General features: G+C 64.1%; 13 protein-coding genes. 5 read left to right on the top strand and 8 right to left on the bottom strand.

The features are described 5' to 3' along the window. Window positions 1-59 precede the first annotated feature (59 nt). Window positions 60-1,067, top strand: a complete 1,008-nt coding sequence (locus tag JET17_RS11345) for a GlxA family transcriptional regulator (RefSeq protein WP_012314116.1) — start codon at window positions 60-62, stop codon at window positions 1,065-1,067. Window positions 1,068-1,074: 7 nt separating this feature from the next. Here the strand turns inward: JET17_RS11345 and JET17_RS11340 are convergent, their stop codons facing one another. Beyond that, on the bottom strand, window positions 1,075-1,746 hold the full coding sequence (locus JET17_RS11340; RefSeq protein ID WP_012314115.1) for a TetR/AcrR family transcriptional regulator: 672 nt from the start codon (window positions 1,744-1,746) through the stop codon (window positions 1,075-1,077). A gap of 172 nt (window positions 1,747-1,918) precedes the next feature. Further along, window positions 1,919-3,826 carry a 3-dehydroshikimate dehydratase QuiC gene (gene quiC, locus JET17_RS11335; RefSeq protein ID WP_012314114.1) on the bottom strand — a complete coding sequence of 636 codons (1,908 nt, stop codon included), beginning with the start codon at window positions 3,824-3,826 and terminating at the stop codon, window positions 1,919-1,921. Window positions 3,827-4,319: 493 nt separating this feature from the next. Here quiC and JET17_RS11330 point away from each other — a divergent pair, with 493 nt between their 5' ends. Continuing rightward, the gene (locus JET17_RS11330; protein ID WP_012314113.1) at window positions 4,320-5,693 is read left to right on the top strand and encodes an MFS transporter; all 1,374 of its coding nucleotides are present in this window, start codon (window positions 4,320-4,322) and stop codon (window positions 5,691-5,693) included. Window positions 5,694-5,728: 35 nt separating this feature from the next. Here JET17_RS11330 and JET17_RS11325 read toward each other — a convergent pair whose 3' ends face one another. The 5 genes from JET17_RS11325 to JET17_RS11305 all read right to left on the bottom strand — a co-directional run bounded on the left by JET17_RS11325 (window position 5,729) and on the right by JET17_RS11305 (window position 11,952). Next, a complete protein-coding gene (locus tag JET17_RS11325) occupies window positions 5,729-7,141 on the bottom strand; it encodes a DOPA decarboxylase (protein ID WP_012314112.1) in 1,413 nt (470 codons plus the stop codon). A gap of 201 nt (window positions 7,142-7,342) precedes the next feature. Next, on the bottom strand, window positions 7,343-8,287 hold the full coding sequence (locus JET17_RS11320) for a LysR family transcriptional regulator (protein ID WP_012314111.1): 945 nt from the start codon (window positions 8,285-8,287) through the stop codon (window positions 7,343-7,345). Window positions 8,288-8,423: 136 nt separating this feature from the next. Then, window positions 8,424-9,134 (bottom strand): YebC/PmpR family DNA-binding transcriptional regulator, encoded by a 711-nt coding sequence (locus tag JET17_RS11315; protein ID WP_012314110.1) that lies wholly within the window; start codon window positions 9,132-9,134, stop codon window positions 8,424-8,426. A 95-nt stretch (window positions 9,135-9,229) separates the two neighbouring features. Continuing rightward, entirely contained in the window at window positions 9,230-10,621 is a 1,392-nt protein-coding gene (locus JET17_RS11310) for an FAD-dependent oxidoreductase (RefSeq protein WP_012314109.1), read from the bottom strand. Window positions 10,622-10,635: 14 nt separating this feature from the next. After that, entirely contained in the window at window positions 10,636-11,952 is a 1,317-nt protein-coding gene (locus tag JET17_RS11305; RefSeq protein WP_012314108.1) for an MFS transporter, read from the bottom strand. A 240-nt stretch (window positions 11,953-12,192) separates the two neighbouring features. Here JET17_RS11305 and JET17_RS11300 point away from each other — a divergent pair, with 240 nt between their 5' ends. Next, entirely contained in the window at window positions 12,193-13,062 is an 870-nt protein-coding gene (locus tag JET17_RS11300; protein ID WP_012314107.1) for a LysR substrate-binding domain-containing protein, read from the top strand. 101 nt (window positions 13,063-13,163) lie between these two features. After that, window positions 13,164-13,538, top strand: coding sequence for a DUF2784 domain-containing protein (locus JET17_RS11295; RefSeq protein WP_042111377.1), 375 nt, complete (start codon window positions 13,164-13,166; stop codon window positions 13,536-13,538). On the opposite strand, the gene tam is transcribed toward JET17_RS11295, so the two are convergent. Beyond that, window positions 13,528-14,304: a trans-aconitate 2-methyltransferase gene (gene tam, locus JET17_RS11290; RefSeq protein WP_012314105.1), complete on the bottom strand. Its 777-nt coding sequence runs from the start codon at window positions 14,302-14,304 to the stop codon at window positions 13,528-13,530. The two genes, JET17_RS11295 and tam, sit on opposite strands and share 11 nt — an antisense overlap. 103 nt (window positions 14,305-14,407) lie before the next feature. On the opposite strand from tam, the gene JET17_RS27215 reads away from it, so the two are divergent. After that, the gene (locus tag JET17_RS27215; protein WP_012314104.1) at window positions 14,408-14,587 is read left to right on the top strand and encodes a hypothetical protein; all 180 of its coding nucleotides are present in this window, start codon (window positions 14,408-14,410) and stop codon (window positions 14,585-14,587) included. The last annotated feature ends 3 nt before the right edge of the window (window positions 14,588-14,590 follow it).

Genomic DNA, 14,590 nt, shown 5'->3' with positions numbered 1-14,590 from the left:
TTGTCTTTCCACAGGCCACCCGCCACACTCTGCAGGCCAGCCAGGAAGCGGAGTCCAGAGTGCCCACCCCACGCCAGTTCAGCAAGAAGACCAGCACCACCAACATGCTGCGGCTCAAGTCCACCGCGGGCAGCGCCCAGGCGCCCTATCGCGTCGACTTCGTCCTGCTCAAACACTTCTCCATGGCCAGCTTCACTGTGGCCATGGACGTACTGGTCACCGCCAACCTGCTGCGCGCCGACAGCTTCAGCTTTACCCCGCTGTCGCTGGACGGCGACCGAGTGCTGAGCGACCTGGGCCTGGAGCTGGTGGCCACTGACCTTGTTGCCAGCGAGCTGAAAGCACTTGACCTGCTGATCATCTGCGGCGGCTTGCGCACACCGCTCAAGTACCCCGAGCTGGACCGCCTGCTGGGTGACTGCGCCGCCCACGGCAAGGCCCTGGGCGGGCTATGGAACGGCGCCTGGTTCCTTGGCCGCGCCGGGGTACTGGATGACTATGGCTGCAGCATCCACCCCGAGCAGCGCGCCAGCCTGTCCGAGCGCAGCCCGCAGACACGCATTACCCCGGCCAGCTTCACCCTGGACCGTGACCGGCTCAGCGCCGCCAGCCCCAATGGTGCCATGGAACTGATGCTCGGCCTGGTCCGCCGTCTTTACGGTGACGGCCTGGCAGAAGGCGTCGAGGAAATCCTGTCGTTCTCCGGTGCACGCCACCGCCAGGTCGGGCCGGGGGCGAAAAAGTCGATGAGCCTGCACCTGCGCACCATCGTCGAGCTGATGGAGAACAACCTCGAGGAAACCCTCAGCCTCGACCAGTTGGCGGCCTACAGCGGCCGCTCCCGGCGGCAGATCGACCGCCTGTTCCAGGCCCAGCTGGGCACCTCGCCACGGCGCTATTACATGGAACTGCGCATCACCAAGAGCCGCCGCCTGCTGCAGTACTCCGACCTGTCGGTGATGGAGGTTGCGGTGGCCTGCGGCTTTGTTTCGGTGTCGCACTTCAGCAAGTGCTACGCGGCCTATTTCGGCTACCCGCCGTCACGTGAGCAACGGCTGGGCGAGTGAACGGCACTCAGGCCTGGATGTAACGCATCACTGCTTCGCAGATCATGGCCTTGTGGCGCAGTTTGACCTGCTCATCGAGCAGGTCGATCTGGAAGATGTCGCCGAAGGTGTGGCGGTTCGAGACCCGATAGAAGCAGAACGCGCTCATCAGCATGTGCAGGTCGATGACCTCGATGCCCGGGCGGAACACCCCCTCTTGCACGCCCCGCTCCAGCGTGCGGCCCAGCGCCTGCAGCACCAGGCTGCTCATCTCGCGGATGGCCGGGGTTTTCTTCACGTACTCGCCGTAGTGGATGTTTTCGGTGCAGACCATGCGCACGAAATCGACGTTGCGGTCGTGATGGTCGAAGGTGAACTCGGTCAGGCGCTGGATGGCCTGCTCGGCCGGCAGCGACTCCAGGTCCAGGCGGTGCTCGGTCTTGCGGATGTCGCCGTACAATTTGACCAGGCACTCGACGTACAGCTGCTCCTTGCTGCCGAAGTAGTAGTAGATCATGCGCTTGGAAGTGGCTGTGCGCTCGGCGATGGCATCCACCCGCGCGCCTGCCAGGCCTTGCTGGACAAACTCGTTGATGGCGGCCTGGAGGATGTCCTCACGGGTTTTTTCAGGGTTGTTCTTGCGCGACTTGCGTGTCCCTTCGATCTCGGGCTGGCCGAGGGGGGCAACGGGATTGCTCATAGCTGCTCACGGGGTATTTATTGGGATTTGGACGGGATTATCCGTGAGTGGAGGGTTGGAAGGAAGCGCGCTGTTGATCGGGTGGGCAGGATTGGCGTGTGCCCAGCCTGAGGCCCATGATCAAGCGCTGCACAGGCAGCGCCCGATCTCACAGGCCGTGAACCCCGGGCGGTTACAACACCGGCTTGCGCGCCGCTCCGCTGCGCCGCTTGGCCATCGCCGCCAACCGCACAGGAACGTTGGCCGCACCGTACCCGGCATACCCCCCCTTGCGCTGGATGATTTCAAAGAAGAACCGGTCCTCGAACGCCTCGGTGTATACGTGGAACAGCTCGCCACCCTGAGCGTCGCGGTCATACAGCACGTTGTAGTACGCCAGCTCGCTGAGGAACTCGTCGTCGAAATCGAAACGAGCCGCCAGATCGTCGTAATAATTGAGCGGAATCTCCAGCAACGGCACACCGGCTTCCTTCGCTCGGGCCACTTCCTTGAAGATGTCGGCACAATCGAAGGCGATATGGTGAACACCCGACCCGCGATAGCTCGACAGCGCATGAGCGATGGCGGTGTTGCGGTTCTCCGAGATGTTCAGCGGCAGGCGCAGGCTGCCGCACTGGCTGCGCAGGGCACGGCTTTTGACCAGGCCGTACGGGTCGGGCAATACCACTTCATCATCTGCGGCAAAGTCGAACAGGCTCTTGTAGAACAGCACCCAGCTGTCCAGCGACTCGGCTGGCAAGGCCAGGGCCATGTGGTCGATGCGCTGCAGGCCACCGGTGCTGCTGGCGCTCTGGTCCAGGCGGAAGTCGGTGTCGTACAGCGACGGGCCTTCCTTGCCCTGCTCCACCAGGTAGATCAGGCTGCCATCCGGGGCGCGTACTGCAGGCACCTCACATTCGTTGGGGCCGACCAGCCCGCGGAACGGCTGGCCGCGGAAGTCGGTGGCGCGCTGCAGCGCCGCGTGCTCGTCCTTGACCCGCAGCGCGGTGGCGCACAACGATGGGCCGTGGGCCTCGAAGAAGTTGTGGCCAAAGGAGTAGGGCTCGGCGTTGAGCACGATGTTGATGTCGTTCTGGCGTAGCAGGCGTACATCCTTGCTGCGGTGCTTGCCGGCGTCGGCAAAGCCCAGGCGCTTGAGCCAGCTGCCCAGACGCGCGCCGACCGCTTCGTCGACGGCAAATTCGAGGAATTCCACACCGTCGTAGGTACTCGCGGCAGGCGGTGCGAACAGCACACCCGGCTCGATGGCGGTGCCCTCCTGCTGCAGGCGCAGGCGGGTCTGTTCTTCCAGGTACAACAGCGAACGCAGGCCATCGGCGGCGTTCTGGCGCGGTGGTGCAGCGCGGAAGCCGTCGTTGAAGATTTCCAGCGACAACGGGCCACGATAACCGGTGGCCAGGATCGGCGCGAGGAAGCCGGCCAGGTCCATTTCGCCCTGCCCAGGGAAACAGCGGAAGTGGCGACTCCACTCCAGCACATCCATGGCCAGGATCGGTGCGTCGGCCATCTGCACGAAGAAGATCTTGTCGCCGGGGATATCGCGGATCGCGGCAGGGTCACCTTTGAGCGACAGGGTGTGGAAGCTGTCGAGGATAACGCCCAGCGCCGGGTGGTCGGCCTGGCGCACCAGGTTCCACACTTGCTGATAGGTGTTGACGTGACGCCCCCATGCCAAGGCTTCGTAGCCGATGCGCATGCCGCGTTGGCCGGCGTGCTCAGCGAGCAGGCGCAGGTCGTCCACCAGCAGTTGTTCTTCGCCCAGGGCGTCGGCCTGCACGTTGCTGCACACCAGCACCAGGTCGGTGCCCAGCTCTTGCATCAGGTCGAACTTGCGCTCGGCGCGGTCGATGTTCTTCTGCAGGCGGTCGCGGCGGCAGCCTTCAAAATCGCGGAACGGCTGGAATAGGGTGATGGCGATACCGAGGTCAGCGCACATCTGCCGCACTTCGCGGGGGCTGCCGGCATAGTAGAGAAGATCATTCTCGAAGATCTCGACGCCGTCGAAACCGGCGGCGGCGATGGCTTCGAGCTTTTCCGGCAGTGTGCCGCTCAAGGACACGGTGGCTATCGAACGCTGCATGTTGGAATTCCTTGTTATGGGGCTACTGGGCTGGAAGCTGGGGCTAAGCAACACACCATCAGACTTCTTGGCATGATGAATTATTCGCAGGTAAAGTCATGGCAGCAATCACTTTGTACGGAACGGTTAGTTTTGCGTTCGATTACCGCACAAAACCCGTTTTGGCGAATTGATTCACTGCCATCCCTGCGCAACCATGAGACCAGACGCAGGCACACCGACCACCACTTTCTGCCCAGTGGCCGTTCGGCACAACCTGCGCTCACAAGCCCAGCGCCACGACATAATAAGTTCAATAAAACGGGTATCGACCTATGCAAAACTCCCTCGCCTTGCAACCCGCACCTGCTCGATCGTTGTCTCCAAACAGACTTGGCCCGCGATCGTCGGCCCTTTAAGCACCCAAATACTCCCGATAGCGATCGCACACCCCCTGGCTTGCCGCCTGACGGCACCGGCTGTGCGGCGACCAACAAAAACAACGGAGACAACGATGGCTCACTCCAGCTCTCAAGCCAAGAAAGCGACCGCCAGCGGATGGATAGGCTCGGCACTCGAGTACTACGACTTTTTCATCTATGCCCAGGCTGCGGCACTGATCTTCCCGCAGATCTTCTTCCCCAACACCGACCCCAAGATGGCGATCATCGCCTCGCTGGCCACCTACGGCGTGGGTTACCTGGCCCGTCCGGTTGGCGCTTTCGTGCTCGGCCACTGGGGTGATACCCGCGGGCGCAAAAACGTGCTGCTTCTGTGCATGTTCCTCATGGGCATTTCGACCATGGCCGTGGGCCTGCTGCCTACCTACCACGATATCGGCATGCTCGCCCCGGCCTTGCTGGTGCTGCTGCGCCTGGTCCAAGGCTTTGCCGTGGCCGGTGAAATCTCCGGGGCCAGTTCGATGATCATGGAGCACGCACCGTTCGGGCGGCGCGGCTACTTCGCCAGCTTCACCTTGCAGGGCGTTCAGGCCGGCCAGGTAATGGCGGCGGCGGTATTCCTGCCACTGGCCTACTTCATGCCCAGCGAGGCGTTCAACGACTGGGGCTGGCGCATTCCGTTCCTGATGAGCGCCATCGTGCTGATCGCAGGCTTCATCATCCGTAAGGAAGTGCACGAAACCCCGGCCTTTGTGAAAGAAGAGAAACAGGACAAGGTTGCCAAGTCGCCAATCAGCGAGGCCTTCCGCCACAGCTGGAAGCACATGGTGCTGGTGATGTTCATGGCCTTGATGAACGTGATCCCGGTAGTTGCCACCATCTTCGGCGCGGCCTACGCGGTACAGCCGGCCTACGGCATCGGCTTCGACAAGAGCGTGTACCTGTGGATCCCAGTGGTGGGCAACATCGTTGCAGTGCTGGTCATCCCGTTCGTGGGCAATCTTTCCGACAAGATCGGCCGTCGCCCGACCATGATCGCCGGTTGCCTGGGCTCGGGCCTGCTGGCCTTCGCATACCTGTATGCAATCAGCATCCAGAACGTGCCGCTGGCCTTCGCTACCTCGATCCTCATGTGGGGCATGGTTTACCAAGGCTACAACGCGGTGTTCCCAAGCTTCTTCCCTGAGCTGTTCAACACCCGCTACCGCGTATCGGCCATGGCCATTGCACAGAACATCGGCACCATGCTGACCGCCATGCTGCCGGCCTTGTTCGCACTGGTGGCGCCACCGGGTTCGGATAACATTCCGCTGGTGATTGGCGGCCTGGCGTTCTTCATTACCTGCGTATGTGCCCTGGCAGCGTATATCGCGCCGGAAACCCATCGCCTGGCGATGGAAGACCTGGGTAACCCGCAGGCCAAGCCGATGGACAAGGATGCCTACGAGGCCAGCCGCAAGGGCAACCTGCAGACGGTGAGCCACTGATAGACGCAAGGGGCCGCTCTGCGGCCCCTTGCATTTCAGCCGTTTACCACTGCCTGCAAGCGCTGCCACAACTGCTCGACATGCTCGCGCTCAGTGGGCAGCGCCCCCACCGAAACCCGCACCATCCAGCGCCCGTTCAAGGTCGCCGGCGTAACATAGGCCTCACCCGAGGCATTGAGCCGCTCAGCCCATGCCTTGGTATGCGCATCCAGCGCCTCCCCTTCCAGCCCCGCAGGCCGGTGCACAATGCACAAGGTCTGCAACTGTACCGGCGCCAACAGCACCCACTCCCCTGCCGCCTCGATCTGCCCCGCCAGCCAACGGGCATTGTCCAGGTCGCGCCGCAAGCGCTGCTGCAACGCCTCGACCCCCTCGCTGCGCAACATGAACCATAGCTTCAATGCCCGGAACCGGCGCCCCAGCGGGATGCCCCAGTCGCGCAGGTTCTTCACCTCGCCATCGACCGCTGACTGCAGGTAGCTTGGGTTGGTGCTCATCACCCGGATCAGGTGCTGCGGGTCACGCACGTAGTAGATAGAACAGTCGAACGCCACCCCCAACCACTTATGCGCGTTGACCACCACAGAATCAGCCAGCTCGATGCCGTCCCACATCCAGCGGCATTCGGGCAGGATCATCGCGGAGCCGGCCATGGCTGAATCGACGTGCAGCCATAACCCCTGGGCCTGGGCGATTTCGCCAATCTGGCGCAAAGGGTCCAGCGCCGTGGTGGCCGTGGTGCCGGTGGTAGCAACCACAGCGCAGGGCAAGTTACCGTCGGCCAGGTCCTGTTCGATAGCCGCCAACAAGGCTTCGGGGCGCATGGCGAACTGCTCGTCGGTAGCGATCAGGCGTATGTTGGCGCGGCCGAAGCCGGCCAGCAGCGCGGCCTTGTCTACCGAACTGTGGGCGTGGGCACTGACATAGACGATCAGCGGTTTGGCTTCGGCTTGCAGGCCGCCACGCACCAGGGCGTAATCGGTGGCACGCTCACGGGCACAGATCAGCGCGACCAGAGTGCTGGTAGACGCTGTGTCCTGAATCACGCCGCTCCACTGCTCCGACAGGCCCAGCAACTGGCGCACCCAGTCGAGGGTGGTTTCCTCCAGCTCGCTCAGAGCCGGGCTCGATTGCCATGACAGGCCCAGCACACCCAGGCCCGTGCTGAGAAAGTCGCCGAGCACCGACGAAAGAGTGCCATTGGACGGGAAGTAGCCATAAAAATCGGGGTGTTGCCAATGCGACAGGCCAGGCATCACCAGCGTGTTGACGTCATCGAGGATCGCTTCGAAGGGCTCGCCCTGTTGCGGGGCGCCGGCAGGCAAGGCAGCTTTGAGATAGCCGGGCTCGACCTGAGCCATCACCGGGCGTTCACCGACCGTCTGGCGGTAATCGGCGATCAGGTCGATCAATTGATGGCCGTACTGGCGGAATTGTTCTGGGGTCACGCGCGGTCTCCTGTGGGTTGTCAGCTGTCAGGCCCGGCCCCATCGCCGGCAAGCCGGCTCCCACAGGTACTGCACTGGGCTTGAAGGCTCTGGGCAGCTGTGGGAGCAGGCAAGCCGGCGATGGGGGGCATCACCAACAGCACAAGGGCCCCAGTCTAGGCGCCTGCCGCCACACCAATAACCCCGCTTGGCGCATACCTGCTATGGCAAAGCCGCATGCCCACCCTGCACGCCGAACTGTGATTGGCGCCACAGCTCGAAGACCCGGTTGCGCAACCAGCGGTGCTCGGCCGACGCCTGCAGGCGCTGGTGCCACACCACCCAGTAGCGCTGGGTATGCTCCACAAACCCCAGCGGCCGCCAGGCCAGGCCATGCAGCCGGCACAGTTGGCGGGCAATATGCTCGGGCACCGTCGCCAGCGCCTGGCTGTTGCCAACGACCTGCACGGTGGCCGAAAAGAACGGCACCTCCAGGCTGATGCGCCGCTGCAGACCTTGGGTGCGCAGGTGGCGGTCAATGAAGCTGTCCTTGTCGCCACCACCAGAGATGCGCACGTGCTTGAAGGCCAGGTAGTCGTCCTGGCTCAGCACTTCGCAGGCCGTCAGCGGATGGTCCCGGCGCATCAGGCACACCGCACGGTCCTCGCCAAGCAGGCGACCGTGCAGGTTGGCCGGCGACTCGTCGAACAGCGTGGTCGCAAGGTCGATCTCGCCGCTGGCGAGCAAAGCGTATTGCCCGGCCTGCCAGGTGCGGTAGTCGATGCTTACACCCGGTGCTTCCTGCTCCAGCGCCGCCACCAGCAGCGGCAGCATGTGCTCTGCAACATAGTCGGACGCGGCCAGGCAGAAGCGCCGTTCGCAACGGGCCGGATCGAACGCGGCGGGCTGGCGCAGAGCCTGGAGTTCTTCAAGCACCTGGCGCAGCGGCTCGACCAAGGCTTGGCCGTATTCGCTGAGCACGTAGCCACGGCCCTGGCGCACCAGCAATGGGTCGTCGAAGGCTTCACGCAGGTGTGCCAGCTGGCGGCTCAACGCCGACTGGCTGACGCCAAGGCGCTCGGCGGCGTGGCTGAGGTTTTTCAGCTGCAGGAGGCAGTCGAGGGTGCGCAGGTGGGCGAGGCTGAGGGAGGCGAAGGTTGGGTTCATACAGGCTTCCCCAGGCTGGACACAGGCCCAATCGCCGGCAAGCCGGCCCTCACAAGTACCTCACAGAGCCATGGCGCTGCAGTGTACGTGTGGGAGCCGGCTTGCCGGCGATTGGGCCGCAAAGCGGCCCCGGCTTTTACTCGGTCAGGCCAACGTAGACGTTCTGTACGTCATCATTCTCGTCGATCGCTTCGAGGAACGCCTCGACTTCAGCCAGTGCCTCGGCACTGAGGCTGGCAGCGCTCACCGGGTTCTTCGGGGTGTAGCCGATCTTGGCCGAGGAAACGGTGAAACCGTGCTCGGGCAGGGCTTTCTGCACTGCATCCAGGTCGGTGGTGTCAGTGATGAACAGGGTCGAGCCCTCTTCTTCACCGTCTTCAAAGTCCTGGGCTCCGGCTTCGATGGCGGCCATTTCAGGGTCGGCATCGCCGTCGGGCATGGCTTCGATCAGGCCCACATGGTTGAAGTCCCAGGCCACCGAACCACTGGCACCCAGCTGACCCTTGCGGAACAGCACGCGAATCTGCGCGACGGTGCGGTTGACGTTGTCGGTCAGGCACTCGACGATCAGTGGCACCTGGTGCGGCGCGAAACCTTCGTAAGTCACCGCCTGGTACTGCACGGCATCACCGTCCAGGCCCGCGCCCTTACGGATTGCCCGGTCCAGGGTCTCGCGGGTCATGGAAGCCTTCTTGGCTTGCACGATGGCCAGGCGCAGGCGTGGGTTCATGTCGGGATCGGCGCCCGACCTGGCCGCGATCTGGATTTCCTTGGACAGCTTGCCCATGATCTTGCCCTTGGCATTGGCAGCTGTTTCTCTATGCTTGGCTTTCCACTGTGCGCCCATGTCGACTCTCTTGTTTCAGCGGCCGGTTCAGGAAGCGACCGGCCAAAAAGTGGGAGCAGTTTATACGCCCTCGGGCCAGTGTTCGACAAGAAATCTCACGCTTTGTCAGCCTTGCCCGCCGCCGCCGCGAACCGGGCCAGCCGCACGTCCAGATGGCGTGGCCGCAGCCCCCTGTCTTCGGCGCGCTCCTTACGCCGGATTGCATTGCGTACCATCAGCGACCCCAGGTAACGGATCGGCTCCGGCGGGAACAGCCCCAACGGGCCCTTGACCAGTGGCGAGCGGGTCCAGGGGTTGTCCAGCCCCAGCGCCAGCGACGAGAGGATCTGCCCGCCCATGTGGCACGGCCCTACCCCGCTGCCAGAATATCCGAAGCCATAGAACACGTTGCCCTGCCCGTCCAACCGCCCGAAGAACGGCAGCCCGGTCACCGAGCGGTCCGAGGGGCCGTTCCAGCTGGCCGCCAGGGGCACCTGGGCCAAGGCAGGGAAGAAATCGGCCAGGCTCTCACGCAGCAGCGGCCGGTACGGCGAAGGTTGATCGAATACCGGCAGCATGCGCCCGCCATAGGCGAAGGTGTTGCCACCCTTGCCAAGCATCAGCCGGCCATCGGAGGTGTTGTGGTAGTAATGCACGAAGATCCGTGAGTCCAGCACGCTGATGCCGTTGTTCAGGCCGATCTCGTGCAGCAACTCGGGGCACGGCTCGGTGATCACCATGTCACTGGAAACGATAGCCACGCTGCGTTCGAACTGCGGGAAAGCGCGTGCCATCCAGGCATTGAGGCCGAGCACCACGCGGTCGGCACGCACCGTGCCGTGGGCCGTGCGCACCTGCGCCGGGGCGCCGTGCTCCAGGCCGGTCATGGCCGTGCCTTCGTGAATTCGCACGCCGCGCTGCAACGCCACGCGCCGCAGGCCGCGCACCAACCGGCCAGGCTGGACGGTGGCGGCGGCCGGCGAAAACCAGCCCTCCAGGTGCCGCGCCGAACCGGCCAGGCGCTGTACCTCGTCCAGCGGCAAACGCTCGAATGAATTGATCCCCTTGTGCTCCAGCGCAGCGATCACCGCATCGGTTGCACCCACCTGGGCCTGGTTGGTAGCGGTGTACAGTGTGCCGTCCAGGCGGTAGTCGCAATCGATGCCATTGGCCGCGCAAAACGCGCCAATGGCACCGATGCTGCGCTCTGACTCGCTTACCAGGCGCACCGCTTCGGCCACCCCGAACAGCCGCTCGAGGGTGAAGTACTTGGCCGACCAGGACAGCGCGCAACCACCGTTGCGCCCACTGGCGCCCGCACCGCAGATGTCAGCCTCGATCAGCAGCACGTCCAGCGCCGGCACCGCCTCCTTGAGCATCAGCGCGGTCCAGAGGCCCGTGTAGCCGCCGCCGACGATGCACACGTCGCAGCGGGCATCGCCTTGCAGTGGCGGGCATACCGCGTCCTGTTCACGATCCAGGGCCTGTTGCAGCCAGAAGGGTCTCATTCGCTCGCTTTCCTTTAGGTACGCAGTGGCTTGATCGCCATGCTGGTGTTGGGCGCCACATCATTGGCCTGGGCTGCGCTGGCCGGGCGGCTGTTCCAGTGGGGCAGCAGCACCAGGGCCGAGAACAGTGCGCAACCGGCGAACACGATGAACACCGTGACGCTGTCGAAGTAGCCGGGCAGCAGGCCGCCGAGCACCGCGCCCACCGAACCGCAGCCATTGACGAAACCCGCTGCCGTGGCACCGGCCTTGGCGGTGCCGAAGTCGATGGCCGCCGCGCCGCTGATCATCGAGTCTGGCCCGTACAGGGTCAGGCCCATGAAGAACAGCAGGCCAACCACCATGACGATGCTGCCGCTGTGCATGGCTGCCATGAACGCCGCCAGGGCCACGGTCAGCAGCACCAGGCTGATCACACAGGCCGGCATGCGCCGGGCGCCAAACAGCTTGTCCGAGGCCAGGCCGATGATGATCGGGCCCAGCAGCCCGGCCAGTTCAAAGGCCGTGGGGATGATCGCAGCACCTACCTTGCCGACCGAGGGCATCTGCTCGAAGACGATTACCGGCCCCCATAGCAAGATCGCGTAGCGCGCCGGTTTTAGAAGAAAGTACGCCAGGCCCAAGGTCAGTACCGTGCGGTTGCGCAGGATCTCGCGCAGCGGCGCCCACACACTGCACAGGCTGCCGGCCGGGGCCATGCTCTGCGGCTCGGGCTCGACCGCCGGCAAGCCCACATCCTCGGGTTTGTTGCGCTGCAGGAAGAAGAACAACACCGCCACCGCCGCCACCACCGCGGCAGTGGAGAAGAATGCCGCCTGCCAGGTGCCGATCAGGGTATAGGCCCACCAGCCGGCGAACGGCGAGGCGACCAGGCCGCCAAATGCATAGCACGAGCTCCACAACCCCAGTACCCGGCCGCGCTGCACGGCGGGGAAGAAGCTGCCGATGTTCTTGCACAGCCCGGCCCAGCCGGTGGACTGCGCCAGGCCCTGGATCAGCATGCAGGTGGCGAAGATCGGGAAGGTCGCGTAACTGCCCATCACCACTGCTGCTGCCGCCGAGATCAACAAGCCACCGAGCACCACCACACGCGGGCCGAAGCGGTCGGCAAGCATGCCCCAGGTGAACTGGCCCACGGCATAGGCGGCCAGGTAGATGGCGTCGAGGTTGGCCATGGAGGCCTTGTCGAGCATGAAAGTCGGGTCTTCACCAATGCCGAGCTTGGCCACCGAGAAGGCCTTGCGGGTGAAGTAGAAGGCGGCGTAGGCCAGCCAGGTGATAGCGAAAATCTGGATGCGCCAGCGTTTCAACGCGGCTAGGGAATGATTCATGTGCGTCTGACCTCTTGCTCAAGTGTGCCGGCAGAATGTGAATAAACGCCTGTCTTGTTTTTGTGTTGCGCACTGCATGACGTGGCTCGTCATCTGGTCAGATGGCGCAGGGGTGCGCGCCATGCCCGGCGGCCGCTTGTGGCAGCGCTGGGTTGGTCAGTATGGAAACAGCTGGTGACTGATAAATAAAATCGATTTATCGTATTTCACACATAAGCTCAGCTTGTTACTGGAGTCGACATGTCGGTGTCCCACGCTCAACTCAGGGCTTTCCACGCAGTGGCCGTGCACGGCAGCTTCACCCGGGCAGCAGAAAAGCTGTTTTTGACCCAGCCGGCCGTGTCCGACCAAGTGCGCAAGCTCGAAGAGCGCTTCGGGGTTTTGCTGTTCCACCGCAACAAGCGTTCGGTGCAGTTGACCGACCTGGGCGAACGCCTGCTGGGCATCAGCAAGCGCCTGTTCGCCTGTGAGGCCGAAGCCCACGAACTGCTGCAGGACTCCCGCGCCCTGCACACCGGCAGCCTGGTGCTGGCGGTGGATGCGCCAGTGCATGTGCTGCCGCAGATCGCACGCTTCTGCCAGCGCTACCCGGGCATCCAGGTCAAGGTCGAGACCGGCAACACCGATGAATCCCTGGCCCGCCTGTTCAGCTACCAGGCCGACCTGGCACTGCTAGGGCGCGATGTCGACGATGAGCGACTGCACTGCGTGCCGCTGCGCCGCGACCCGATGGTGGCGTTCGTGTCGCACAACCACCCATGGGCCAGCCGTGGCTCGATCAGCCTGGCGGACCTGGACGACACGCCGCTGGTGCTACGCGAGCCCGGCTCGGTGACCCGGCAGACGCTGGAGGAAGAAATGCAGCGCGCCGGCCTGCGGATCCGTCCCGCTATTCAGGTTGAGGGCCGGGAGGCAGCACGCGAGGCGGTGGTGGTGGGGATTGGCGTGGGGGTAGTGTCGGCCGCCGAGTTCGGCGCCGATGCGCGGGTGTGTGCGCTGCCCATTGTCGATTGCCAGCGGCACCTCACCGAGACACTGGTGTGTTTGAGCGAGCAGCGTACGCGGCGGGTGGTCGCGACGTTCCTGCAGGTGGTGCAGGAAAGCTTGTAGCGGCCATCCGGGCCCTATCGCCGGCAAGCCGGCTCCCACTGGTTTTGCGCTGAGCCTTGATAACTATGCTGGGTATACATTCCTCTCTAAATGTGCACCTCATGTTTTTCCGTCTAGCCGCCGACACCCTGGTCCTGCTCCATCTGGCCTTCATCCTGCTGGTGCTGTTCGGTGGCCTGCTGGTGCTCAGATGGCGCCCAGCCCTGTTTATCCACCTGCCCGCCCTGGCCTGGGGCCTGGCGGTTGAGGGGCTGCACCTGGAATGCCCGCTGACCGGCTGGGAGAACCGCATGCGCTTCGCCGCAGGTGGTGCCGGCTACCACGGCGGCTTCGTCGAGCACTACATCTGGCCGCTGATCTACCCCGCCGGGTTGACGCCGCAGATCCAGTGGCTGCTAGGCGGCGTCGTGCTGCTGGTCAACCTCGTGATCTATGGCTACGTGATCTGGCGCTGGCGCCAATCACCTACCGCGTAGCAATCACAAACAGCCGCGGGAACGGCAGTAGCACCTTGCCGTCGGTGGCAGCCGGATAGTCGTGCTGCATGGCCTGCAGGTACATCTGCAGGAAGCTCGCCTGCTCCTGCTCGTCCAGCCTGGCCAGATAAGGCCGCAGGGCCGACCCCTTGAACCACTCCACCACGGCCTCGGCGCCACCGGGCAACGGGTGATGGTAGGTCGTGCGCCACACATCCACCCGCGTACACAGCGGGCTGAGCAGGTCGTAGTAGAACGCCGCGTTATGCCGGGGCGGCAAGCTCAGGTCGGCGAATTTTTCAGCCCAGGGGCCGCGGCCGGCGATCTCGCGCAACTGGCGGTGGGCCGGCTCGTCGAGGTTGTCCGGGGTTTGCACGGCCAGGCTTGCACCTTCACTCAGCTGGCGCACCAGGTGCGGGTAGAGCGAACCGTGGTCGGGCACCCATTGCAGCGAAGCGTTGGCCAGGATCAGGTCCTGTGGTTCGGGGGCGGTCCAGTGGGCGATATCGGCAATTTCGCAACGCACCCTGGGGATGCGCAGGCGCTGGCGTGCACGCGCCTTGTCGATCATGTCCGGATCGCTGTCCAGGGCAGTCACCTGGGCATCGGGGTGGCGCTGCAGCAGTATTTCGGTGGAATTACCAGGGCCGCAACCCAGGTCGGTAGCGTGGCGCACCGGGCGTGGAGGCACCGCGGCAAGCAGGTCGCGCACCGCACGGGTGCGTTCGTCTTCGAACAGGGAATACTGGGTGGCGGACCAAGCCATGAGGGGCTCCTTAGGGCGGGCAATGTGCTCAGCATAAGCCATCTGTCGCCTGTACGGGCCCTGTCGCGGGAACTGTTAGCTCATCCTCGAAGTCAGTCCCCTTATGCGCATGCCTATGAAAACATTCCTGGCCCTGGCCCTTCTGGCCCTGATCACCGCCGCCGCCCTCCTCGGCTCACCGTGGATGAACGGGCGCTTTCACATGCCGGAGGACAAACCTCCTGCCCATCAACGCGAAACGGCCGGGTCCACGAGGGAGCCGGCCGCTTCGGACAACCACTAGCGC

The sequence above is a fragment of the Pseudomonas putida genome (assembly GCF_016406145.1).
Lineage (GTDB): Bacteria > Pseudomonadota > Gammaproteobacteria > Pseudomonadales > Pseudomonadaceae > Aquipseudomonas > Aquipseudomonas putida_E.
The sequence above is the reverse complement of the archived record's forward strand: the minus strand, read 5'-3'. Positions and strand labels throughout refer to the sequence as shown.